This is a genomic window from Pseudonocardia sp. DSM 110487, from assembly GCF_019468565.1.
GTDB lineage: Bacteria > Actinomycetota > Actinomycetes > Mycobacteriales > Pseudonocardiaceae > Pseudonocardia.
In genome coordinates this window covers 3,932,350-3,953,937 of the sequence record NZ_CP080521.1, presented here as the reverse complement: position 1 = coordinate 3,953,937, position 21,588 = coordinate 3,932,350, and the positions used below count along the sequence as shown (strand labels likewise).

21 protein-coding genes are annotated in these 21,588 nt (G+C 70.4%); 14 read left to right on the top strand and 7 right to left on the bottom strand.

All coding sequences use genetic code 11. From position 1 onward, the window contains the following. Positions 1-74: 74 nt before the first annotated feature. The 6 genes from K1T35_RS18455 to K1T35_RS18430 are packed head-to-tail and all read left to right on the top strand — an operon-like array spanning position 75 to position 7,172. Entirely contained in the window at positions 75-1,895 is a 1,821-nt protein-coding gene (locus K1T35_RS18455) for a PEP-utilizing enzyme (RefSeq protein WP_220261358.1), read from the top strand. Further along, positions 1,895-2,998: a PEP/pyruvate-binding domain-containing protein gene (locus K1T35_RS18450; RefSeq protein ID WP_220261357.1), complete on the top strand. Its 1,104-nt coding sequence runs from the start codon at positions 1,895-1,897 to the stop codon at positions 2,996-2,998. Before K1T35_RS18455 ends, K1T35_RS18450 begins: the two co-directional genes overlap by 1 nt. A gap of 1 nt (position 2,999) precedes the next feature. Next, a complete protein-coding gene (locus K1T35_RS18445; RefSeq protein ID WP_220261356.1) occupies positions 3,000-3,467 on the top strand; it encodes a biotin/lipoyl-containing protein in 468 nt (155 codons plus the stop codon). Next, positions 3,464-4,822 carry an acetyl/propionyl/methylcrotonyl-CoA carboxylase subunit alpha gene (locus K1T35_RS18440; protein WP_220261355.1) on the top strand — a complete coding sequence of 453 codons (1,359 nt, stop codon included), beginning with the start codon at positions 3,464-3,466 and terminating at the stop codon, positions 4,820-4,822. The genes K1T35_RS18445 and K1T35_RS18440 overlap by 4 nt, the downstream gene beginning before the upstream one ends. Continuing rightward, complete coding sequence (locus K1T35_RS18435; protein WP_220261354.1) at positions 4,823-6,316, top strand: biotin carboxyl carrier protein; 1,494 nt, start codon at positions 4,823-4,825, stop codon at positions 6,314-6,316. Continuing rightward, a complete protein-coding gene (locus K1T35_RS18430) occupies positions 6,309-7,172 on the top strand; it encodes an HAD-IIA family hydrolase (RefSeq protein ID WP_255622170.1) in 864 nt (287 codons plus the stop codon). Before K1T35_RS18435 ends, K1T35_RS18430 begins: the two co-directional genes overlap by 8 nt. A gap of 43 nt (positions 7,173-7,215) precedes the next feature. Here the strand turns inward: K1T35_RS18430 and K1T35_RS18425 are convergent, their stop codons facing one another. From K1T35_RS18425 to K1T35_RS18415, 3 genes are all read right to left on the bottom strand, one after another. Next, positions 7,216-7,380: a hypothetical protein gene (locus tag K1T35_RS18425; protein WP_220261353.1), complete on the bottom strand. Its 165-nt coding sequence runs from the start codon at positions 7,378-7,380 to the stop codon at positions 7,216-7,218. After that, positions 7,377-7,871 (bottom strand): YkgB family protein, encoded by a 495-nt coding sequence (locus tag K1T35_RS18420; protein ID WP_220261352.1) that lies wholly within the window; start codon positions 7,869-7,871, stop codon positions 7,377-7,379. Before K1T35_RS18420 ends, K1T35_RS18425 begins: the two co-directional genes overlap by 4 nt. A 245-nt stretch (positions 7,872-8,116) precedes the next feature. Next, positions 8,117-8,848, bottom strand: a complete 732-nt coding sequence (locus tag K1T35_RS18415; protein ID WP_220261351.1) for a dienelactone hydrolase family protein — start codon at positions 8,846-8,848, stop codon at positions 8,117-8,119. A 14-nt stretch (positions 8,849-8,862) separates the two neighbouring features. On the opposite strand from K1T35_RS18415, the gene K1T35_RS18410 reads away from it, so the two are divergent. Beyond that, positions 8,863-8,997, top strand: coding sequence for a BBE domain-containing protein (locus K1T35_RS18410; RefSeq protein ID WP_220261350.1), 135 nt, complete (start codon positions 8,863-8,865; stop codon positions 8,995-8,997). A gap of 391 nt (positions 8,998-9,388) precedes the next feature. On the opposite strand, the gene K1T35_RS18405 is transcribed toward K1T35_RS18410, so the two are convergent. The 3 genes from K1T35_RS18405 to K1T35_RS18395 are packed head-to-tail and all read right to left on the bottom strand — an operon-like array spanning position 9,389 to position 10,560. Then, complete coding sequence (locus K1T35_RS18405) at positions 9,389-9,637, bottom strand: hypothetical protein (protein ID WP_220261349.1); 249 nt, start codon at positions 9,635-9,637, stop codon at positions 9,389-9,391. After that, positions 9,634-10,104, bottom strand: coding sequence for an STAS domain-containing protein (locus K1T35_RS18400; RefSeq protein WP_220261348.1), 471 nt, complete (start codon positions 10,102-10,104; stop codon positions 9,634-9,636). The genes K1T35_RS18405 and K1T35_RS18400 overlap by 4 nt, the downstream gene beginning before the upstream one ends. Before the next feature lie 45 nt (positions 10,105-10,149). Then, positions 10,150-10,560, bottom strand: coding sequence for a hypothetical protein (locus K1T35_RS18395; RefSeq protein WP_220261347.1), 411 nt, complete (start codon positions 10,558-10,560; stop codon positions 10,150-10,152). 1,119 nt (positions 10,561-11,679) lie between these two features. On the opposite strand from K1T35_RS18395, the gene K1T35_RS18390 reads away from it, so the two are divergent. The 3 genes from K1T35_RS18390 to K1T35_RS18380 all read left to right on the top strand — a co-directional run bounded on the left by K1T35_RS18390 (position 11,680) and on the right by K1T35_RS18380 (position 15,922). Then, positions 11,680-13,344: a tetratricopeptide repeat protein gene (locus K1T35_RS18390; protein ID WP_220261346.1), complete on the top strand. Its 1,665-nt coding sequence runs from the start codon at positions 11,680-11,682 to the stop codon at positions 13,342-13,344. Positions 13,345-13,421: 77 nt separating this feature from the next. Then, positions 13,422-14,375, top strand: a complete 954-nt coding sequence (locus K1T35_RS18385; protein WP_255622165.1) for a cyclase family protein — start codon at positions 13,422-13,424, stop codon at positions 14,373-14,375. 95 nt (positions 14,376-14,470) lie between these two features. Beyond that, a complete protein-coding gene (locus K1T35_RS18380; protein ID WP_220261345.1) occupies positions 14,471-15,922 on the top strand; it encodes an aromatic amino acid ammonia-lyase in 1,452 nt (483 codons plus the stop codon). 597 nt (positions 15,923-16,519) lie between these two features. On the opposite strand, the gene K1T35_RS18375 is transcribed toward K1T35_RS18380, so the two are convergent. Beyond that, on the bottom strand, positions 16,520-17,623 hold the full coding sequence (locus tag K1T35_RS18375; RefSeq protein ID WP_220261344.1) for a DUF5937 family protein: 1,104 nt from the start codon (positions 17,621-17,623) through the stop codon (positions 16,520-16,522). Between the two features lie 26 nt (positions 17,624-17,649). Here K1T35_RS18375 and K1T35_RS18370 point away from each other — a divergent pair, with 26 nt between their 5' ends. From K1T35_RS18370 to K1T35_RS18355, 4 genes are read left to right on the top strand one after another with little or no spacing between them, the layout of a single operon-like run. Continuing rightward, the gene (locus K1T35_RS18370) at positions 17,650-18,519 is read left to right on the top strand and encodes an alpha/beta hydrolase (protein WP_220261343.1); all 870 of its coding nucleotides are present in this window, start codon (positions 17,650-17,652) and stop codon (positions 18,517-18,519) included. Next, positions 18,516-19,511 carry a tripartite tricarboxylate transporter substrate binding protein gene (locus K1T35_RS18365; protein WP_220261342.1) on the top strand — a complete coding sequence of 332 codons (996 nt, stop codon included), beginning with the start codon at positions 18,516-18,518 and terminating at the stop codon, positions 19,509-19,511. Before K1T35_RS18370 ends, K1T35_RS18365 begins: the two co-directional genes overlap by 4 nt. Further along, positions 19,508-19,993 (top strand): tripartite tricarboxylate transporter TctB family protein, encoded by a 486-nt coding sequence (locus tag K1T35_RS18360; RefSeq protein ID WP_220261341.1) that lies wholly within the window; start codon positions 19,508-19,510, stop codon positions 19,991-19,993. Before K1T35_RS18365 ends, K1T35_RS18360 begins: the two co-directional genes overlap by 4 nt. Next, positions 19,993-21,534, top strand: coding sequence for a tripartite tricarboxylate transporter permease (locus K1T35_RS18355; protein WP_220261340.1), 1,542 nt, complete (start codon positions 19,993-19,995; stop codon positions 21,532-21,534). The genes K1T35_RS18360 and K1T35_RS18355 overlap by 1 nt, the downstream gene beginning before the upstream one ends. Positions 21,535-21,588: the final 54 nt, after the last annotated feature.

The window sequence follows — 21,588 nt, the reverse complement described above, 5'->3', positions numbered from 1 at the left end:
GTTGCCATGCACGTCGCCCTCGGCGACCGTCTGCGACGCCGAACACCTGAGCCGAGGAGACAGTGGAGACAACGATGTCCCAGCCCACCGGCGAGCGATCCTTCCCGCTGCCGTCCCAGATCGCTGACGTCCCCGGCGCGGAAGGGTGGGAGGCGCTGTACCCCTACTTCACCCGCTTCCAGCCCGAGGACGACCAGCGGTTCTGGTTCTACAACTCGATGCACTTCCCCGAAGTGGTCCCCGCATTCGATGCGATCACCTCGGAGATCCCGTACACCGCGATCGGGGCCAATACCGCGCGGCTGTTCGCGTTCCCGACCACGATGGGGATCGAGTACCGGATCCTGAACGGCCGGGTGTACATCACGGCCAACCCCGTGCTCGACGAGGCGAAGCAGGCCGAGCGGCTGACCCACTTCCAGGAGCGTGCCGGCTTCTACTACGCCAACTGGGACCGCCTCTACGAGGGCTGGCAGCAGCGCATCGAGGCGCTGATCGCCGAGATCGAGGCCGTCGAGGTGCCGCGGCTCGGGGAGCTCGACGACCTCGAGGTGGTCACCGGATCCCGCGGCTACGCGACCAACCACCTGGTGCGGGAGAACTTCCACCGCTGCATCGACCTGTACTCGAAGATGTGGCACCACCACACCGAGTTCCTGATGCTCGGCTACGGCGCCTACGTGGTCTTCTTCGGGTTCTGCAGGCAGGCGTTCCCGGAGATCGGCGACCAGGCGGTGGCCCGGATGGTGGCCGGTATGGACGTGACCATGTACCGGCCGGACGACGAGCTGAAGAAGCTCGCCGCCCTCGCCGTTGAGCTCGATCTCGCCGACCTGTTCGTCGAGGGCAACGAACCGGCCAAGGTGCTCAGCGCGCTCGGAGAGCGCGGCGACGCCGGGGGACGCTGGCTGGCGGCCCTGGAGGAGGCCAAGGACCCCTGGTTCAACGTGTCGGTCGGGGACGGCTTCTACCACCACCACCTGTCCTGGGCCGACGACCTGACCGTGCCGTTCGCCGCACTCCCCCGCTACGTCGAGCAGATCCGCGCCGGTGAGGACCTGACCCGTCCGACCGAGCGGCTCGCCGCCGAGCGGGAACGGATCGCAGAGGAGTACCGGGCGCTGCTGGCCGGCGATGACGAGAAGGCCGCCTTCGACCAGATGCTCGGCCTGTGCCGCCAGGTCTTCCCCTACATCGAGTCGCACAAGTTCTACTGCGAGCACTGGTTCACCACGCGGTTCTTCCAGAAGATCCGGGCCTTCGGACAGCTGCTGGCCGACCGCGGCGTGCTCGCGGAGGCCGAGGACGTGTTCCACCTGCGGCACGTGGAGGTCGAGGACGCCCTCGCCGACGTCATGCTCGCCTGGGCGTCCGGCGGCACCGAGCTGGGCGCGCGGCACTGGCAGCCGATCGTCGCCGAGCGCAAGCGGATCGTGGAGGCGCTGGCCGGCTGGTCGCCGCCGCCGGCGCTGGGCCCGGTTCCCGAGGCGCTCAACGACCCGGCGGTGCAGATGCTGTGGGGCGTCACCGACGAGACGGTGCAGACCTGGCTTGGCGGCGACGAGCTGGAGGAGAACGTCGTGCGCGGCTACGCCGCCTCGCCGGGTGTGGTCGAGGGAACCGCGCGCGTGCTGGGAAGCGTCAACGAGATCGGCCAGATCCGCGAGGGCGAGATCCTGGTCTGCCCCGTGACGGCACCGAGCTGGGGCCCGGTCTTCGGCAAGATCGCCGCCGCGGTCTCCGACATCGGCGGCACCATGTCGCACGCGGCGATCGTCGCCCGCGAGTACGGCATGCCGGCCGTCGTCGGGACCGGCCAGGCGACCGCCCGGATCAAGACCGGCGACCGCGTCCAGGTCGACGGCGACCGCGGCATCGTCACCATCCTCGGCTGATGGGCACCCCGATGACGATGACCCATCCGGTTCTGCCCTTCGCCGACATCGGCCGCGACGACGTGGCGGCCGCGGGCGGCAAGGGCGCGAGCCTCGGCGAGCTGCTGCGCGCCGGCATCCGGGTGCCCGACGGGTTCGTGGTGACGACCGCCGCCTTCCGGCAGGCCGTCGACCACCTGGCCGTGCGAGGCGAGCCGATCGCGTACCGAGCGGCGGCCCTCGACCCGCAGGCCCCGGAAGCGCTGACCGCGGAGACCGCCCTGATCCGGGCGGCGGTGGAGTCCACGCCGCTACTGCCGTCGGTCGTCGAGGCGATCACCGCCCACTACGAGCGGCTGTGCGCGGAGGCCGGCCAGCGCGACCTGCCGGTGGCGGTGCGCTCCAGCGCCACCAGCGAGGACAGCGCCGAGGCCAGCTTCGCCGGGCTGCAGGACACCTACCTGTGGGTCAGCGGCGGGGATTCGGTCGTCGAGCACGTGCGCCGCTGCTGGGCGAGCCTGTACAGCGTCGAGTCGGTGACCTACCGGCGCCGTCGCGGCATCCCCGAGCCCGATCTCGCGATGGCCGTCGTCGTCCAGCAGATGGTCGGTGCGCGCAGCTCCGGCGTGATGTTCACCCGCAGCCCGCTGACCGGCGACCGCTCGGTCGTCGCCATCGACGCAAGCTGGGGTCTCGGCTCGGCGGTGGTCAGCGGGGACGTCACCCCGGACGCATTCGTGGTCAGCAAGGTCACCGGCGAGATCATCCGGCGAACGGTGTCGACCAAGACCCGATGGCACCAGCCGGATCCCAGCGGGCACGGCATCGTGGAGACCGATGTGCCCGTGCAGCTGCGGGACGTCCCGGCGCTCGACGACGAGGAGATCGCCGAGCTCGTCGCGATCGGCCGCAGGGTCGAGTCCCACTACGGCTGCCCGCAGGACATCGAGTGGGCGGTGTCGCGCATCGCGCCGCCCGGCGAGAACGTCTTCCTGCTCCAGAGCCGGCCGGAGACGGTGTGGGCGAAGAAGGACGCCGCTCGCACCGCCCCCACCGCCGCCCCTGCCGCCCGCGCCTTCGACCACGTCTTCACCGTGCTCGGCAAGCGATCCTCCGGGAGCTGAAGTGGACCTGAGCCCCGACGACGTCCGCGACGTGCTGCGCGTGCTCGACTCCAGCGGCCTGGACGAGCTCCACCTGGAGCTGGAGAACCTCACCCTCACCGTGCGCCGCGCGGGCGCATCCGCCTGGACGGTGGAGCAGCAGGTGCTGCGCCGACCCGCGGTGGAAGGCGGCGCCGAGCCCGCGGACCACGTCGACAACCGGGCGCCGCGCGCCGCGGTGCCCGACGGTCTGGTCGCGGTGCATCCGCCACTGCTGGGCACCTTCTACCGGGCGCCGAAGCCGGGCGCGCCGCCGTTCGTCGACGTCGGTGGCCGGGTCGACGAGGAGAGCGTCGTCGGGATCGTGGAGACCATGAAGATGATGACGCCGGTGCACGCCGGCGTCCGCGGCACGGTCGTGGAGTTCCGCACGGGCAACGGCGAGTTCGCCGACACCGACGCGGTCCTGCTGCTCCTGGAGCCGGCATGAGGATCCGCCGGTTGCTGATCGCCAACCGCGGCGAGATCGCCGCCCGGGTGATCCGCACCTGCGCGCGGCTCGGCATCGAGTCGGTGCTCGCCGCCTCCGACGCCGACCTGGACGCGCTGCCGGCCCGGCTGGCCGACCGGGTCGTGCGGCTCGGCCCCGCACCGGCGTCGGAGTCCTACCTGGACCCGGCCGCGGTCGTGCGGGCGGCGAAGGTGGTCGCCGCCGACGCGGTACACCCCGGCTACGGCTTCCTGTCCGAGAACCCGGCGCTGGCCAGGGCCTGTCGAAATTCCAAGATCGTCTTCGTCGGACCGGCACCGGAGACCCTCGAAGCGGTCGGGGACAAGCTGCGCGCCCGGTCGCACGCGCTGGCCGCCGGACTCCCGGTGGTGCCGGGCGGCGAGGCCGCCGACCTTGCAGGTGCGCGGGCCGTGGCCGCCGAAGTGGGATATCCGCTGCTGGTGAAGGCGGTGGGTGGCGGCGGCGGTCGCGGCATGAAGCTCGTCCGCTCGCCCGACGAGCTCCCGCACACGCTCGACCTCGCCGTCTCCGAAGCCGCGGCCGCGTTCGGCGACCCCAGGGTGTACCTGGAGCGTTTCGTCGCCTCCGGCCGGCACGTCGAGGTGCAGGTGCTCGGCGACGGCGACCGTGCCGTGGCGCTGGGCGACCGGGACTGCTCGGTACAACGCCGCTACCAGAAACTGTTCGAAGAGGCGCCCGCGCCGCTGCTGTCGGAGCGCATTCGCGCGGAGATGGCGACCGCGGCGACCGCGCTCGCCACCCACCTGCGATACGGCGGGCTGGGCACCGTCGAGCTGCTCCACGACCGGGAGCGGGACACCTTCCACTTCCTGGAGATGAACGCCCGGATCCAGGTGGAGCACCCGGTCACCGAGATGGTCACCGGCATCGACCTGGTGGCCGAGCAGCTCGCCGTCGCCGAGGGGCTGCCGCTGCGCCTGCGGCAGGAGGACATCGTCCTCAGCGGGCACGCGGTGGAGTGCCGGATCAACGCCGAGGACTGGGCGCACGATTTCCGGCCAGCGCCGGGCCGGATCGAGCGGGTGGTGCTGCCGGCAGGCGACGGCATCCGGGTTGACCACCACGTGCAGGGCGGGTCGGTCGTACCGCCGTACTACGACTCGCTGCTGGCCAAGCTGATCGTGCACGGGGCCGACCGTGCCGACGCACTGGCCAGGGCGCGGGCCGCGCTGGACTTGCTGCGGATCGAGGGCGTGACGACGACCGTGCCGATGCACCAGGCGCTGCTGGCCGACCCCGAGTTCGCCGCCGGGGGCGTCGACACGGCGTTCTTCGAGCGGTTCCTCCAGCCCTGCGTCTCGGGAGTGTCATAGATGGCCGACGTAGGACTGGTCGACGTCTCGTTGCGCGACGGCAACCAGAGCCTGTGGGGCGCGACCGCCCTGCGGACCGCTCACGTGCTGCAGGTCGCGCCGCTGCTGGAGCGGGTCGGTTTCCGCGCGCTCGACTACAGCTCCAGCACGGCGATGGGCGTGCTGGTGCGCACCCACCGGGAGGACCCGTGGGAGCTGTTCCAGCGCACCCGGCGGCTGATGCCGAGGACGAAGCTGCAGTTCATCGGCACGGGCTTCCGGTTCATCTCCTGGCAGAACTCGCACCCGGAGACGATGCAGCTCGTCTACGACCGGTTGGTCGCCAACGGAATCGACCGGGTGGTCGTGCTCGACCCGATGCACGACATGGACGCCGCGCGCGCCACCGCCCGCCGCCTCAAGCGGGCCGGCGTCGACGAGGTGGTCGGCGCGCTGACGTTCACGATCAGCGCGGTGTACGACGACGCCTTCTACGCCGACCTCGCCCGTCAGATGCGCGAGTGCCCCGACATCGACCGCGTCTACGTGAAGGACCCGGCGGGAATCCTCACCGCGGAGCGCGCCCGCACCCTGCTCCCGGCGATCACGGCGGAGCTCCGGCACACCCCGCTCGAGCTGCACTCCCACGCCACCATCGGGCTGTCCCCCATGACCTACTCGATCGCGCCGGACCTCGGGGTGCAGATCGTGCAGACCGGCTGCGGAGTGCTGGGCAACGGCTCGTCGCTGCCCGAGGTGCAACGCACGGTGGCCAACCTGCGGGAGATGGGGCACCGCGTCGACATCGACGACCGCGCCCTCGGCCTGGCCTGCGACTTCTTCCGCCGCCTCGCCGAGGCCGATGAGCTGCCTGCCGGCCTGCCGCAGGATTTCGACGCCGCGTTCCTCCACCACCAGATCGCAGGCGGGGTGATGACCACGACCCGGCGCCAGCTGCGCGAGATCGGGCTGGAGGACCGATTCGAAGGGCTGATCGAGGAGGTTGGCCGGGTCCGTGCCGAGCTGGGCCACCCGATCATGGTGACGCCGTTCCCGCAGATGGTCGTCACCCAGGCCCTGTTCAACGTCATGAGCGGGGTCATTGGCGAGCGGTACGCGAACGTGCCCGACCAGGTGATCCGCTACGTGCTCGGCAGCTTCGGCCGCCCCACCGCCCCCATCGATCCGCAGGTGCAGGACCGCATCCTCGACCGGCCGCGGGCCCGGGAGCTCGCCGCGGAACCGGATCCGCCGACCCCGGCGGAGCTGCGCCGCCAGTTCGGCTTTTCGATCAGCGACGAAGAGCTGCTGCTGCGCGCGCACATGCCCGCCGAGCAGGTCGACGCGATGCTCGCCGCCGGGCCGGCCCCTGACCACCACAACCCGGACCTCACCCCGGTGCTCCGCCTGCTCGGCGAGCTCGGGGAACGGCAGAGCGTGCACGACCTGGCGGTGGCGAAGCCGAACCTGCGCCTCTCCGTGCACCGTCACCGGGAAGGAGCTGGTCGTGTCTGAGCCCGACCCTGCGGTCCTCGACCGGCTCCGGCGAGTACGCGGCTTCGTCCTCGACATGGACGGCACGCTCGTGCTCGGCGACCGCAACAACCAGGGGCTGCGGCCGTTGCCAGGTGCCGGGCCGCTCTTCGCCGCGCTCACCGAGCTCGGACTGCCGTTCCGGATCTTCACCAACGGCACGTCCCGAACCCCCCAGCAGTACGCCCACGCGCTCCAGGCCCTCGGCTTCCCGGTGAGCGACAACGGGGTACTGACACCGGCGTCCAGCGCCGTGGACGTCCTGCGCAGCCGCGGGCACCGGCGGGTGATGGTGCTCGGCGGCAAGGGGGTCACCGAGCCGCTGGAGGCCGCCGGTCTGGAGACCGTTCCCCCGCTGCGGACGACCAGGGCCGACGCGGTGCTGGCCGGCTGGTTCCGCCAGGAGCTGACCTTCGACGCCCTCGAGGCCGCCTGCGACGCCGTGTTCGGCGGAGCCCAGCTCTACAGCGCCTCCCAATCGCTGTTCTTCGCCACCGCGGAAGGACGGCAGCTGGGCACCTCACGGGCGATCACCGCCGTCATCCGCGACATCACCGGCTGCCGCGTGACCGTCGTCGGCAAGCCGGAGCTGCCCGCACTGCGGAGCGCCGCCCGGCGCCTCGGGGTCGCCACCCATGAGCTCGCGGTCGTGGGTGACGACCCCGAGCTGGAAGTGCCCATGGCGCACAAGGGCGGCGCGCTGGCCGTCGCCGTCCACACGGGCATCGGCCACGCGCAGTCGTTCGCCGACCTGCCTCCGGAACGGCGGCCACACCTGGACCTGCCGGATGTCGGCGTCCTGGCGAAGCTTCTCGCTCCCGATAGTGCTCAGTCCTGAAAGTGCTGGCAGCGAAGCTGCAGAACCGGGCCTGCCGTGCGTGCTACGTGCCGAGTGCCTCGATGACCCGCCGGGCCGCCGCCGTTCCGGTGCCATCGCGCACCGCGTGCGGCGCGAATCGGCCGTGCATGATGACGTTCGTGCCGGTCAGCTTGCGCGCCTCGTCCTCGATGCCGGGTACCAGCCCGCACGCACGCAAGGCGCTCAACGCGCTCCCTTCCTCACGGAGGCCGCTTCGAGCGAGTCGCCGGCCGTCCAGATGGCCGCGCCGAGCAGGATCAGGTCCTTGACCAGGAACTGTCCGGCCCCTGACAGGAACGGGAACCCGTAGTCCGCCTGCCACACCCCGGGGGTGCTGAGCATGAAGCTCAGCGTGGTCAGAAACATCAGGATCGCCCCGACGCTGCCGACGGCCGACACCCGTGGGGCGACGTGCCGGACAGCGATCAGAACCCCGAGGACGATCTCGCCGACACCGATGACGGCCGCGACCGTCGGGACGCTGGCGATGCCGTACATCCACGACAGCAACGGCGAGTTCGTCACGAGTCCCTCGATCGCGGCCGCCTCGTACGCGGCGAACTTCAGGGCGCCGATCCACACGACGACCAGGGCAAGCCCATACCGGATGACGGCGGCGCCGATCCGTTCGAGCCGCAGAGCCGTGCTCGCGGGGCGCGCGGTGTGGAATGTGGCCATCGGTGGCCCCTCTCTGAGTACCAAGACGAGCAAGGTGCGTCGTCAGGGAATTCAGTTCCGCCCGCCGCCCTCGGCGTTACAGACCGATCGCGCTCGCCTCTCGTACGGGAACTCATGGTGGAGCTCGCGCTGTCACCCGCACGTCGCCACACATCACACCTCTCCAGCACGCCTCCTGAAGTCAGATCGAGGCGTGTCAGATCGAGGCGAGGCCGGCGGAACCGGCTGTCGTGAGCTGCGCCAGCTCACTGCGATACGGGCACACACTCGGCGAGCAGGTCGAGTACGTCGCGCCAGGCCCGCTGCGCGTGCTGCGGGTGGTGGCCGACGCCGGGGAGCAGGATCTGGTCGGTTCGCGTCATCGGGTGGTGGAAGGCGTGCAGGGCGCCGCCGTAGACCACGATGCGCCAGTCGACGCCCGCGGCCTGCATCTCGGCGGCGAACGCGTCCCGTTGCGCGGGCGGCTGGATCGGGTCTTCCGACCCGACCCCCGCCCACACCGGGCAGCGGATGCGCGCCGCCTCGCCCGGCCGGCCTGTGAACAGTCCGTTGACCGTCGCGATCGCGCGCAGATCGACGCCGTCGCGCCCGAGTTCCACCGCGATCGCGCCCCCGGTGCCGTAGCCGATGGCGGCGATCCGGTCCGGGTCGGTCCGTGGTTCGCCGCGCAGCACGTCGAGCGCCGCGTGGCCGATCTCCCGCATTCGGTCGGGGTCGGCGAGAAGCGGCATGCAGCGAGCCAGCATCTCCTGCGGGTCGGTGAACCAGCGTCCGCCGTGAATATCGAAGGCCAGCGCCACGTACCCCAGCTCGGCGAGGGCGTCGGCCCGTCGGCGCTGGACGTCGTCGAGCCCCGTCCCCTCGGGGCCGATCAGGACCGCGGGCCGACGGTCGACACCGGCGGGGAGCGCGAGGTGACCGATCATCGTCAGGCCATCGGCGGGATACTCGACCGTGCGCGTCGTGACCGTCGTCATGAAACCGGACGGTAGTGATCGTCGAGCCCGGTCGGGCCGGTGTTCACCGCCGGCGGAACAAGGCACGCTACGACCCGGACAACGTCTTCCACCACAACGCCAACATCCCGCCCGAACGGTCCGAGGCCGACGTCATCACCACCCTGTGACGCCGAGCCGGGGCGTGCAACGCCCGACCCCGTGCCGGCGCCCCGACGTGCCGTACCGGTCCAGGCCGCTCGCCAGGACCGGTACAGCGGGCGACATCTCGCGTGCTCCCCAGTACACAAGATGCGAGTTCGTGGTGGCGCTCAGAGCGCGGATATGGGACGAGTCATGTCTGGAACGGCCCGGCGGCTTCGGGTGCGCCGCGCGTGATGTCGGCGGCCGGAGGTCGGCCGTTACCGGTGCACACCTGCCATGAACGTGTGGTTGCAGACCGAACCCGCGACGATGGCAGCCGCACATCGGCTGTACCGGGAGGCCGGATTCGTCGACATCCCGCCGTACCACGACCTCGGCGTATCGGGTGTCGCAACTTGGGGCCTGCGCCTCCACGCGTCACCTGGCCTGCGATTCGCCCTGTTCGACCAGCGCGATGAGACGGTTGCGGGCGAGCCGGTCGAGCCCGACCACACGCGCGGCGGCCGGCGAACACTGGAGGTCGCGCAGGCCCTCCCGGACGGCCTCGCTGACGGCGGCCCGCTCGAGGTGGGCTCCGAACTCCGCCATGAGGTCCGCGGTGACGTCGGCGAGGCCGGGGTCGTGCGGCGCGTCGGCTTCGCGCCGGGCGACGGTGCGGATGTTCATTCCGCGTTCTCCATCGGCGAAGGGCGGCCCGCGCACGCCATCGTGACCGACGCAGCTCCTGCGCTGCGAGCAGCCAGTACTGCGAGGACCGCGTCGGCAGGCCCGTCCGTGAGCTGATGCGCGGATACGAGGTGTCGGAGTGGCTCGGCGATCGCGGGGTTCTCCGCGCCGGCGATGTGGAGCCGGCAACCACAGCTGTCGGCGCGGGTCTCCAGGGACCGCAGATCGGCAGCGACCGTCGGGTCGAGCCACGTCACCGACGAGAGATCGAGGATCACATGCAGAGCTCGCTCGATCTGCTGGCGCACCCGGAGCGTCAGCAGTGGCGCGTCCGCCCGCCGGATCGGGCCTGCGACCCACACGATGACGGTGTCCGGCGTCGGCGCATGTAGTCGGACGTCGAGCAGGTCGGGCTCGAACGATTGCGTGGCTGCGGGGGGAGGCGTGGCGACCAGCGACAGCGTCACGCTGATCTGCCCGGGATCGTGACCGATGCGCGCCGACGGTCCCGTTCAGGCATGTGCACCGTCCCATTGGCCGGCCGAACGCGCGAACGCTCGGTAGATCGCGAACAGGTCGCCCAGTGACGCCTCGGTCAGGCCCAGCGGAAGCGACGAGCCCCGCCGGTCGACGCGCAGCCATCCCCGGCGTTCCTCGAGCCGCCGGCCGGTCTCCGCGAGCACGCTCACCACGGCGTCGCCCCGGACGGCCTCGGCAAGATCGACCAAGAGGTACCGGACGCCTGAGACCAGCAGGCCCTCCAGCCGTCGCCGCAGCTCATCGAGGCTGTCGGGCCCCGGTGCGCCGACGACCTCGAGAACGGCATGCTCCCGGTCCGGCTGTCCTGATCTGATCGCGGCCTGGGGCACCATGTCAGCGAGGGGAGCGGAATCCTCGCCGATCACCGGCACAGCAGGGCTCATTACCGTCATTCTCTAGGGTCCCCGATCAACAGTTCCGGATCATCGATCACTGATAGCCAAGTCACGATATTCCGCGTGAACGCCTAGCGACGCTAAGCGGCCGGACTGCAGGACGCAAGCCCGCCGCGGTATTCCGATCTATCTCCGGAAGCGACACTGATCAAATTGTCACCCGTCCGGCCGACGATGCAAGACTGCCTTCCATTGCGGAGGCCGTCTCATGCCGACCCTTGTGCAGCATCGGACGGCGTGCCCCAGTGTTGGTTACGATGAACAGACGCAGAAGATGAGCCAGATGGCCGACGAGATCCGGGTTCCGATACCGGGTAGCCTCCAGGCGGGTTGTTCCAAGCGGTCGCATCAGCGCCCACTGGGCCGGGGCCGCCGTCCGGAGGCTCGTGAGGCGGCAGAAGGAGTATCGGCGAGCATCCGCAGTCTCTGATGTCCGGGCGGGGACGTGTGGAGGTGAACGTGTCCACACCGGCGACATGTGATTGTCGAAGCAACAGCGTGCCCTTCCGGGTTGCGTTGACGGCCGCAAGGATCCTGTCTTGTTACGTCGAGTCGAGCTGAGATGTCCGCATTGTTAAGCGGGATGTCGTCCTCGGTTTCCGCGCCACGGTGGTGATCTGATCGTGATTGGTCGCCGTTCTCCGGATCGCAGCGCGGATGCTGCGCTTCGGTCCACGGTGGATCCGAGCGGCACTCTGTTGCTGGCGACGAGCGTGCCAGCGCCCGGGGTCCATCTCGTGCGCGCGTGGGGCGAGCTCGACATCATCAGCTGGCCGCGTGCCTGGCAGGCCAGATCACCTACCGGCCGGCACACCTGATCGTCGACCTGGCAGGGCTGTCGGTGCGCGGAGGGGGCCGCAGAGGCCGCGGCGATGCTGCGCCATCCGCAGCAGGGCCCCAAGTTGGCCGGGTTCATGACCATCCGCGACACCGACCGTTGATCAACTCTGGTCCCCCAGCGCACGCTCCGGGGTTCGCCGCCGCCACCCCCGGACAGCCCCGGACAGCCCCGGACAGTAGGCGCGGCCACCGGATCGGATCCAAGTCCCTGCCAGGCCGACAGATGCTGTAGGACCGTGGGGGGAGTCCAGGACGGGAGCGTCAGCGATGGAGCCCTACTTCGATCTCGGCACCTACACACGAGGGACGTCGACGGCCTCGACGAGCGCCCAGACATGGTTCGACCGCGGACTCGTGTGGTCCTACGCGTTCCACCACGAGGAGGCGATCCGGTGCTTCGAGCGCGCGGTCGAGTACGACCCCGGCTTCGCGCCTGCCCACTGGGGGATCGCCTACGCGGTCGGTCCGAACTACAACAAGCAGTGGGAGGCGTTCGACCCTGTCGACCTCGCAGCGTCGCTCGAGAAGGCGTGCGATGGGGTGGCTGCGGCGCGCGCGTGCGCGGACCGCGCCGCGCCGGTCGAGCGGGCGCTCGTGGAGGCGCTCGGGAGCCGCTACCAGGCCAACGACCCGTCGGCCGACCTCGTCTCGTGGAACGCCGACTACGCCGGGGCGATGCGTGAGGTGTATCGGGCGCATCCCGACGATCTCGACGTCGCGGCGCTCTTCGCCGACGCGCTGATGAACCTGACGCCGTGGGCGCTGTGGGATCGCTATACCGGTCTGCCGTCCGAGGGCGCGGCGACGCTCGAGGCCAAGGAGGTGCTCGAGCGCGCGCTCGACCGGCCCGGCGGCCGCAAGCACCCCGGACTGGCGCACCTCTACCTGCACCTGATGGAGATGTCGCCGTTCCCCGAGCACGCGCTGCCGATCGCCGACCAGCTGCGCTCCCTCGTCCCCGACGCCGGCCACCTGGTGCACATGCCGACGCACATCGACGTGCTGTGCGGCGACTACAAGAGCACGCTCGAGTCCAACCTGCGCGCGATCGAGGTCAACGAGAAGTACGTCGCGCACGACGGCCGGGTCGGGTTCTACACGCTCTATCACGCACACGACCGCCACTTCGCGATCTACGCGGCGATGTTCCTCGGCCGCTCGCATGTCGCCCTGAGCGTCGCCGCCGACCTCGAGGCCTCGCTGCCCGAGGAGCTACTGCGGATCGAGCAGCCGCCGATGGCCGACTACCTCGAGGCGTTCGTCCCCATGCGCCTGCACGTGCTCATCCGCTTCGGGATGTGGAAGGACATCCTCGCGCTGCCGCTGCCCTCCGACCCCGCGCTCTACTGCACCACGACGGCGATGACGCATTACGCACAGGGCGTCGCGCACGCCGCGACCGGGCGCTTGGACGAAGCCGAGGCGGCGCGCGACGCGTTCCTCTCCGCCGTCCAGCGCGTACCCGACTCGCGCTACCTGTTCAACAACACGTGTCAGGACATCCTCGCCGTCGCCGGGGCGATGCTCGACGGCGAGCTCGAGTACCGGCACGGCCGGTTCGACGCGGCGTTCGAGCACCTGCGCCGGGCGATCGCGCTCGACGACGCGCTGCCCTACGACGAGCCGTGGGGCTGGATGCAGCCCACGCGCCACGCCTACGGCGCGTTGCTGCTCGAGCAGGGACGCGTCGAGGAGGCCGAGACCGTCTACGCCGAGGACCTGGGGTACGACCCGTCGGCCCCGCGCTCGTCCTGGCACCCGGGCAACGTGTGGAGCCTGCACGGCTACCACGAGTGCCTCGTTCGGCTGGGAAAGGCAGAGCCGGCGCGAATCGTCAAACAGCAGCTCGACGTTGCCCTCGCCCGCGCCGACGTCCCGATCACATCGTCATGCTTCTGCCGCATGACACACCACGCAGTCGATCGCCGATAGTTCCTGACCGCGACGGACGTCCCGGCCGACTGATGCCCCGCTGATCTAGTGTCATGTGACCGGAGGAGTCGATGCGGATGACGGCAGGGCGACCGATGCCCACCCAGGACGACGTGCTCGGGTACTTCGACACGCTGTCGAACTGGGGACGGTGGGGCGACGACGACGAGCTCGGCACTCTGAACCACATCACCGACGACGTCCGGCTGGCGGCGGCGCGGGCCGTGCGCCACGGCAGGAGCGTGTCGTGCGCGTGGGAGATCGCTGTGCCGGCGGAGATGGAGCGGTCGACGACGGCGTGCCCGTTCGCCGTCGACATGCCGGGCGCCGAGAACATGCCGCCTGCGTTCCACGCCGACCGCCGCTGGGGCTTCTCGAACGAGCGGCTCGGCATCATGTTCCACAACAACACCGTCACCCACGTCGACTCGCCGTGCCACCTCTTCTGGGACGGCGCGATGTACAACGGGCGCTCGCACTCGCTGGTCGACGCCGCGACGGGTTCGGCGTGGGCGGCCGTCACGGCGGCGGCGAACGGGATCGTCACGCGTGGTGTCCTGCTCGACGTCGCGAAGGTCCGCGATGTGCCGTGGCTGGAACCGGGGCAAGGTGTGTTTCCCGACGATCTCGAGGAGGCCGAGCGTCGCCAGGGTGTGCGGGTGCGACCCGGCGATGCGGTACTGCTGCGGACCGGCTACGGCCGCGTCCGGCACGAAGCCGGTGTGACGCACGGCTTCACGCAGGCCGGCTGGCACGCGTCCTGCCTGCCGTGGCTGCACGAACGGGGGGTTGCGCTGATCGGCGCCGACACCCCCCAGGACGTTCAGCCGTCGGGGTACGACGACGTGTTGATGCCGGTTCACGCCGTGAGCCTCGTCGCGATGGGTCTGTGGATGCTCGACAACTGCGACCTGGAGGTGTGCGCGACGACGGCTGCCGAGCTCGGTCAGTGGGAATTCCACCTCGCGGTCGCGCCGGTCCGCTTCGCCGGTACGTCCGGCAGCCCGGTCAACCCGATCGCCACGTTCTGACCGCGGTTCACGAGGGTGCCGGCGTTCCCGGTGCATGTCCTCCGCAAGATCGCGGACACGGTTCACGAGCGGCTGATCAGGGAGAAGGCACCCGCATGAGCCATGGCGACGTTCTGATCGTCGACGGGGGCAGCCTCAGCTGCGCGGACGTCGTCCGGGTCGCGCGCGGCGACGTCCGGGTCGCGGTGTCTCCCGACGCCATGAAGGCCGTGCACCAGGTGCACGAAACAGCCTGCGCGGTCAGCGCGACCCGGCCCGTGTACGGCCGGACGACGGGGGTCGGCGCGAACCGGGACGCGATCGTCGGGACCAGTGACGCGGAGACCCACGACCTGCGGCTGTTGTTGAGCCACGCCGCCGGGGTCGGGGCACCGCTCGACTACGCCGTCGTCCGCGCGGCGATGGTGATCCGGCTCAACCAGCTCGCCGCGGCCGGCAGCGGCATCCATCCGCGCTTCGTCCGGGCGTTGGAGACTGCCCTGACGACCGGTGCCGTGCCAGCCGTCCACGACAGCGGCTCGATCGGCACCGGAGACCTTTCCGCGCTCGCCGAGATCGGGCTGACCCTCACCGGGCACCTGAAGTGGGCGCGCGGAAGCGTCCGGCCGATCATCCTCGAACCCGGCGACGCACTGGCGTTCATGTCATCCAACGCGGTCACTCTGGCCCAGGCGGTGCTGGCCAGGGAGGAACTGCGTCGGCTGCTCGATGCCTCACACGCAGTGACCGCGCTGTCGTACTGCGCGCTGGGCGGGTCGTCGGAGGCCTTTGCCGAGGAGGTGCACGCCCGACGCCCACATCCCGGAGCAGTTCGGGCGGCCGCCCTGATGCGGCGGCTGCTGTGGCACGAGGGCGATCTCAGCCCGGGCCGACGGATCCAGGACCCGTTCGGCCTTCGCGCGTTCCCGCAGGTCCACGGGCCGGCGTTGGACGCCGTCGAGCAACTCGGACGGGTTCTCGAGATCGAGGTGAACGCGGCCGCCGAGAACCCGCTGATCGATGCCTCCACGGGTGCGGTGTTCCACCACGGCCATTTCTCCACCGCCTATCCGGCGCTGGCCCTTGACCACCTCCGGGCAGCGGTGCACCACGTCGCCGAGCTCTCCGCCGCCCGGCTCGGCGACCTGGTCGAGCCGGACTTCACCGGGCTGAGCCCGTTCCTGGCCAGCGGGCCGGCAGGAAGCTCCGGGCTGATGATTCTTGAGTACGTCGCGCACGACGCGCTCGGCAGGCTGCGGCACTCGGCCGGGCCGGTGACCCTCGGGACATCGGTGATCTCCCGCGGCGTGGAGGACCACGCCAGCTTCACCCCCCACGCCGCGCGGAGCGCGGCGAGCGCCGCCGCCAACTACCGCACCGTGCTCGCCTGCGAGCTCGTAGCCGCCGTCCAGGCACTCCGGCTCGCCGACACCCCGCCCCGTGGAAAGCTGCTCGCCTCCGTGTTCGCGGACGTCACAGCCGCGTTGCCCGATATCCGGGTGGATCACCAGTTGGGCGACGAGATCCGAATCGCCTGTCGGATCGTGGATCGTCTGGCCGACGCCTAGTACTCCAGCCGGACTTCGTGATCGTTCCTCTGATCGCAGGGCTCGGAGAGCACCTCGGCACGGTGGAGCCCGTCGGCGCCGGCGCAACCCGCATCGGCCGACGCACCCCCTCACCGGCCAGACACCCCGTCGACCGGGCGCGCCACCCGAGAACGAGCGCGCCACGCGACACGAGCCGCGTCGGGGCGGCCCGGGGTGAGCCTGTGATCATCAGATCGGCGCCTTCCCCGACCCTTGGGGGTCCCGACCCTCGACCCCGGGCCACCCCTGGAACCTGGGGCGTGATCAGCGGAATCGGGACCTGAGCTGCACCCCTGCAGCTGATGTCCCGTTCCTGCTGGTCATGGACCTGTGGGCGGGCCCTGCCCCTTCGCAGTGGTCGCGCGTCGACCATCCAGGACAGGGGCTGGGGTGTGGGGGGTCGGGACCACAGCCAGTGGCGTAAGCGCCCGGACGCCCCGACCGTCCGGCACCCGACCGGCGGCGGGCATGATCCGGACCATCGGTTGTCCATGGTTGTCGCCACGACCATGAGCACCCGAAAGTCCGGATCATGAACGGGAAGATCGCAACGTCGACATCGCCGGACGGCTGCTATCAGCGGTAGAGGGCGGAGAGCAGGTCGACGCCCAGCCTGCGCACCGCGTCGACGTCGAGTTGATAGCGCACGCGGACGCTCGAGCGGTGTGCGAGCACCAGCCCGGCCTCCCGGAGCCGCCGCAGGTGCCGCGACGTCTGCGGAGTCGTCATCTCGAACCTCTGAGCCAGCTCGGTCGTCGTCATCGGCTCGCGCAGCAGCGCCCGGGCGAGGCGCATCCGCATGGGGTCCTGCAACGCGGCGAGCCGGTACCGAGCGGTGTCGAACGACGGAGCCTCCCCGTCGACGCGTACCGGGTACTGCACGACCACGGGGAACCGCGGATAGTGCTTGATCACCGTGTGCGGGCTGAGGTGCAGCGAGGGCACGAGGACGCACGGTGTCTCGTCCAGGCGCGCGCTCGCGTGGTAAAGCTTGTCGAACACGATCCCGGGCGGGTCGAGCTTCTCCGACGCGGCCGGCAGGTCGGCGAGCGCCGAAGGCCCGTGTTTGCGCACGTTGTGGGTACGGGTCCGGGCATCGGCCTCGAGCACTGGTCGCAGCGTGTCCCACTCGGTCACGAACGCCGCCTCGGCCATCGTCGCAAGGAAGGCCAGCAGGTCGTCTCGGAACCGGCCGACGTCGTCGAGCAGGCGCCTGCCCAGCTCGTGGCGCTGCTCGGAATTCAGGCGCAGCCGGGAGAGGAACCGGTCGTCGGGGAGCCCGGCGGGCGGTTCCCGGGAGGACTTGCCGATGAGGGCCTGCGCCGACATGGCCACGAAGTCCCGCTCGGGAAGGCGGGCAACCGCCGCCAGCTCCTCGTCGAGGGGTAGTTCGGTGTCACCGCGCAGTGGGAGCAGGTAGCGAGCCCGGAACGCGCTCCACAGCGGCGCCCAGACGCTCGCCCTGATCAGCAGCTCCTCGTCCAGCTCGTTCCGCACGCCCATCACCCACTGGCGGCTCGCCGGGTGGTGGTGCGGCTCGGCGAGGGCGTGCAGGCACGCACAGAGCTCGGCGAGCGGGGACACCCGAGCGGAGATCGACTCACGGCCCGAGGTGCCGAAGACGAGGGTGACGGGCATGCGCAACATTACCGCGTTGGTGGCAATGTCATTGTCCGGCACCGCTGGCACCTCGACGATTCCCGGCTATGCCCGAGGCCATCGACGAGAACCCAGAGATCAAGAACACGAAGATCAAGCATCCGGTCGAGTTCTACGCCACCGGCGAGACCACGGTCTTCGCCTCACGCTTCGACCAGCGGTTCTCGTTCTGCCTGTACGTTCCGACCGCGCACGACGCGGCAGGCGCCGCGGTGCCGCTCGTCGTCATCCAGCATGGCACCGGCCGGAGGGGACCCCAGTACCGCGACGCGTTCGCGGAGTTCGCGGAGCAGCACGGGTGCATCGTGCTCGCCCCGCTCTTCCCCGCGGGCATCGGCGATCCGGACGACCTGCACAACTTCAAGTTCATCCGTTACGGCGAGATCCGCTTCGACGAGGTGCTGCTGGAGATCGTCCGCGAGGTCGGCGATCGGTTCAACGTCGAGACCGGGCGGTTCCTGTTGCACGGCTTCTCCGGGGGCGGGCAGTTCGCGCACCGGTTCGCCTACCTGCACCCCGACCGCCTGGCCGGGCTCTCCATCGGCGCACCGGGGAGGATCACGTTCATCGACCGGGAGCGCCCCTGGTGGATCGGGCTGAAGGGGTTCGCCGACGTCTTCGGGCGCGAGCCGAGGATCAGCGAACTCGCCGACGTGCCGGTACAGATGGTGATCGGCAGCGACGACGTCGAGACCTGGGAGATCAACAACAGGGGCCACTCCAACTGGATGGACGGGGCCGACGCCGCGGGCCGGACGCGGATCGAGCGGCTCGGTGCGCTGCGGGACAACTTCGCGGCGCACGGGATCGACGTCCGGTTCGACGTCGTCGAGGGGGTCGCGCACGAGCCGATGAAGGTCATCCCCGCGGTCCAGGATTTCTTCGCGCAGCTGCTCACAGGAGGAGAACGCTCATGAAGCGGATATCGACGATTGCCGTGCTGCTCGGCCTCGTCGTCAGCGGTTGCGCCGTCGGGCCTGCCACGGACGCCGATCCGGGCAGCGACTATCCAGCGCGCGGGATCGCCATCCTCGCCCCCGGCAGCACCGGCGGCGGCTGGGACACCCGTGCCCGGGGCATGGCGGACGCCCTCACCCGGTGCGGCGTGATCAGCAAGGACGCCACCGTCTCCAACACGCCGGGCGCGGGCGGCACGATCGGGCTCGCCGCGTTCGTCACCAAGCAGGGGGACCCGTACCAGCTGATGGTCATGGACACGATGACCATGCTCGGCGGCATCGTGCGCAACCACTCCCCCATCGACCTCACCACGCTGACCCCGATCGCCGGGCTGACCGAGAGCGTCGGCGCCATCCTGGTGCCGGCGGGATCCCCCTACACCGACCTGAAGGCGCTGCTCGCGGACATGAAAGCCGACCCGCAGGGCGTCTCATGGGTCGGCGGCTCGCTCGGCGGACCGGACCACATCGCCGTGGCCGCGCTCGCTGACACCGACGGCATCCCGGTGAACCGGATCAACTACGTACCCACAGGCGGTGGGGGCGAAGCCACCAGCCTGCTGCTCAGCGGGGCGTCCACGGCGGGTATCGGAACGCTGGCCGAGGTCAAGGGCCAGATCACGGCGGGCGAGCTGCGGGTTCTCGCGATCACCAACAGCACCGAGCGCGTCGCCGACATCGACGCGCCCACCCTCGTCGAGCTCGGGTACGGCGCCGCCAACCTGGCGTCGCGGGGCGGCGTGCTCGCCCCGCCCGGCCTGAGCGACGACCAGCAGCAGGCGATCGTCGACATGGTCGCCAAGATGCGCGACACCGACTGCTGGCGGGAGACGCTGCGTCAGAACAACTGGTCGGACGGCTGGCTGCCCGGTGATGAGTTCGGCCGCCTGATCGTCGAACACCGTGACCGGGTGACTGCGATCCTGACCGACTTGGGGCTCAACGCATGACCGGCGCCGCGCCATGGGCACACCGGATCGCCGCGCTCGCGTTCCTGGCCGTAGCCGTGGGCGTGCTCACCGGTGCGTTCACGATCGACCAGGGCACGACCTACCAGGCGGTGGGCCCGCGGGTGTTCCCCCTGCTCGTCGGCGCCGGTATGTGCCTGGTGAGCGCCATCGGCGTGGTGCAGGCGTTCCGCGGAACGGACACGGACCAGATCGACCAGCTGCGCGAGGAGATCCGCGCCACGCACTGGCCCTCTGTCGTCCTGCTCGTGGCGGCTCTGATCGGCTACGTCCTGCTGCTCACGCCACTTGGCTACTGGCAAACGACCACGGTGTTCTTCGTGGCCGTCGCCCGCGTGCTCGGCAGCCGCAAGCTCGTCCGAGATGCGATCATCGGGCTGGTCCTCGCGCTGGCGGTGTACATGCTGTTCGACCGGCTGCTCGGCATCGGGCTGCCGCCGGGCATCGTGCGGCTGGCGATCTGATGGACGTCCTCGGCAACCTGCTCGTCGGCTTCGCCGGCGCACTCTCGCTGCAGAACCTGGCTCTTGCGCTGGTCGGCACCACGCTCGGCTCGCTGGTCGGGGTGCTGCCCGGGCTCGGGCCCGCGACCACCGTCGCGCTGCTGCTTCCCCTGACGTACGTGTTCGACCCCACCGGCGCGCTCGTCCTGTTCGCCGGCATCTACTACGGCGGGATGTACGGCGGGTCCACCACGGCGATCCTGCTCAACGTCCCCGGCGAGACGGCTTCGGTGCCGACCACCCTCGAAGGCTTCCCCATGGCCAAGAGTGGCAGGGCAGGCGCCGCGCTGGCCACTGCGGCGATCGGATCCTTCGTGGCAGGCACGCTCTCGACCGTCGGGATCACCTTCCTCGCCCCCGCGATGTCGGCGGTGGCCAAGCTGATCCAGCCCGCCGAGTACGTCGCGATCATGGTGCTCGCCTTCGTCACGGTGACCTCCCTGGTCGGCAGGTCGGTGGTCCGTGGGCTGTGCAGCCTGTTCCTCGGCATCGCGGTCGGCATGATCGGCATCGACTCGCTCACCGGCCAGGCGCGCTACGCGTTCGGTGTGCCCGAGCTCTACGACGGTATCGAGGTCGTCGCGCTCGCAGTGGGACTCTTCGCCATCGCCGAGGCGCTGTACACGGTCGCACGCCACCGTGACGTCACCGACGAACCGATCCCGCTGCGCGGCAGGATCAGGATGAACCGCGAGGATTGGGCCCGCTCATGGCGGCCCTGGTTGCGCGGCACCGCGATCGGCCTGCCCATCGGCGCACTACCCGCAGGTGGGGCGGAGATCCCGACCTTCCTCAGCTACAACCTCGAACGCCGGCTCACCAAGCACCCCGAGGAGTTCGGCAAGGGTGCGATCGAAGGGGTCGCGGGGCCCGAGGCGGCGAACAACGCGGCCTTCTCCGGTGTGCTGATGCCTCTGCTGACGCTCGGCATCCCGACCTCGGCAACGGCGGGCGTCCTGCTGATCGCGTTCCAGATCTACAACGTGCAACCCGGCCCGCAGCTGTTCGACACCCAGCCCGTGCTCGTGTGGACATTGATCGCCAGCCTCTACATCGGCAACGTCATGCTGCTCGTGCTGAACGTGCCGCTGATCCCCCTGTGGATCAAGATCTTGAAACTGCCCACCCCGATCCTCACGACGGGCATCCTCGTCTTCGCGATCCTGGGCGCCTACGCCACCGCCCAGAACGTGACCGACGTGCTCATCGCGATCGCCTTCGGGCTGATCGGCTTCGTGATGCGACGCACCGGCTATCCCGTGGCGCCGCTCATCCTCGGCGCCGTGCTCGGCCCCATGTTGGAGACCCAGTTCCGGCGCGCCCTCGCGTTCAGCGAAGGCGACCTGTCGGTGTTCGTCACGCGCCCGATTGCCGCAACGATCCTCACGCTCGCGCTGATCGCGCTCGTCGGGCCCGCGTTTCTGCGGCGAAGCCAGAGCAGGGCGCGCGGAGGTCGTACGGCCGACGCCGTGCCTTTCCGAGCATCGAGCGGCCCGTCGTAGGGTCGTGCCGGCGCCTGCACAGACGCGCGGCACTGACGCGGACGGCACGAGGAC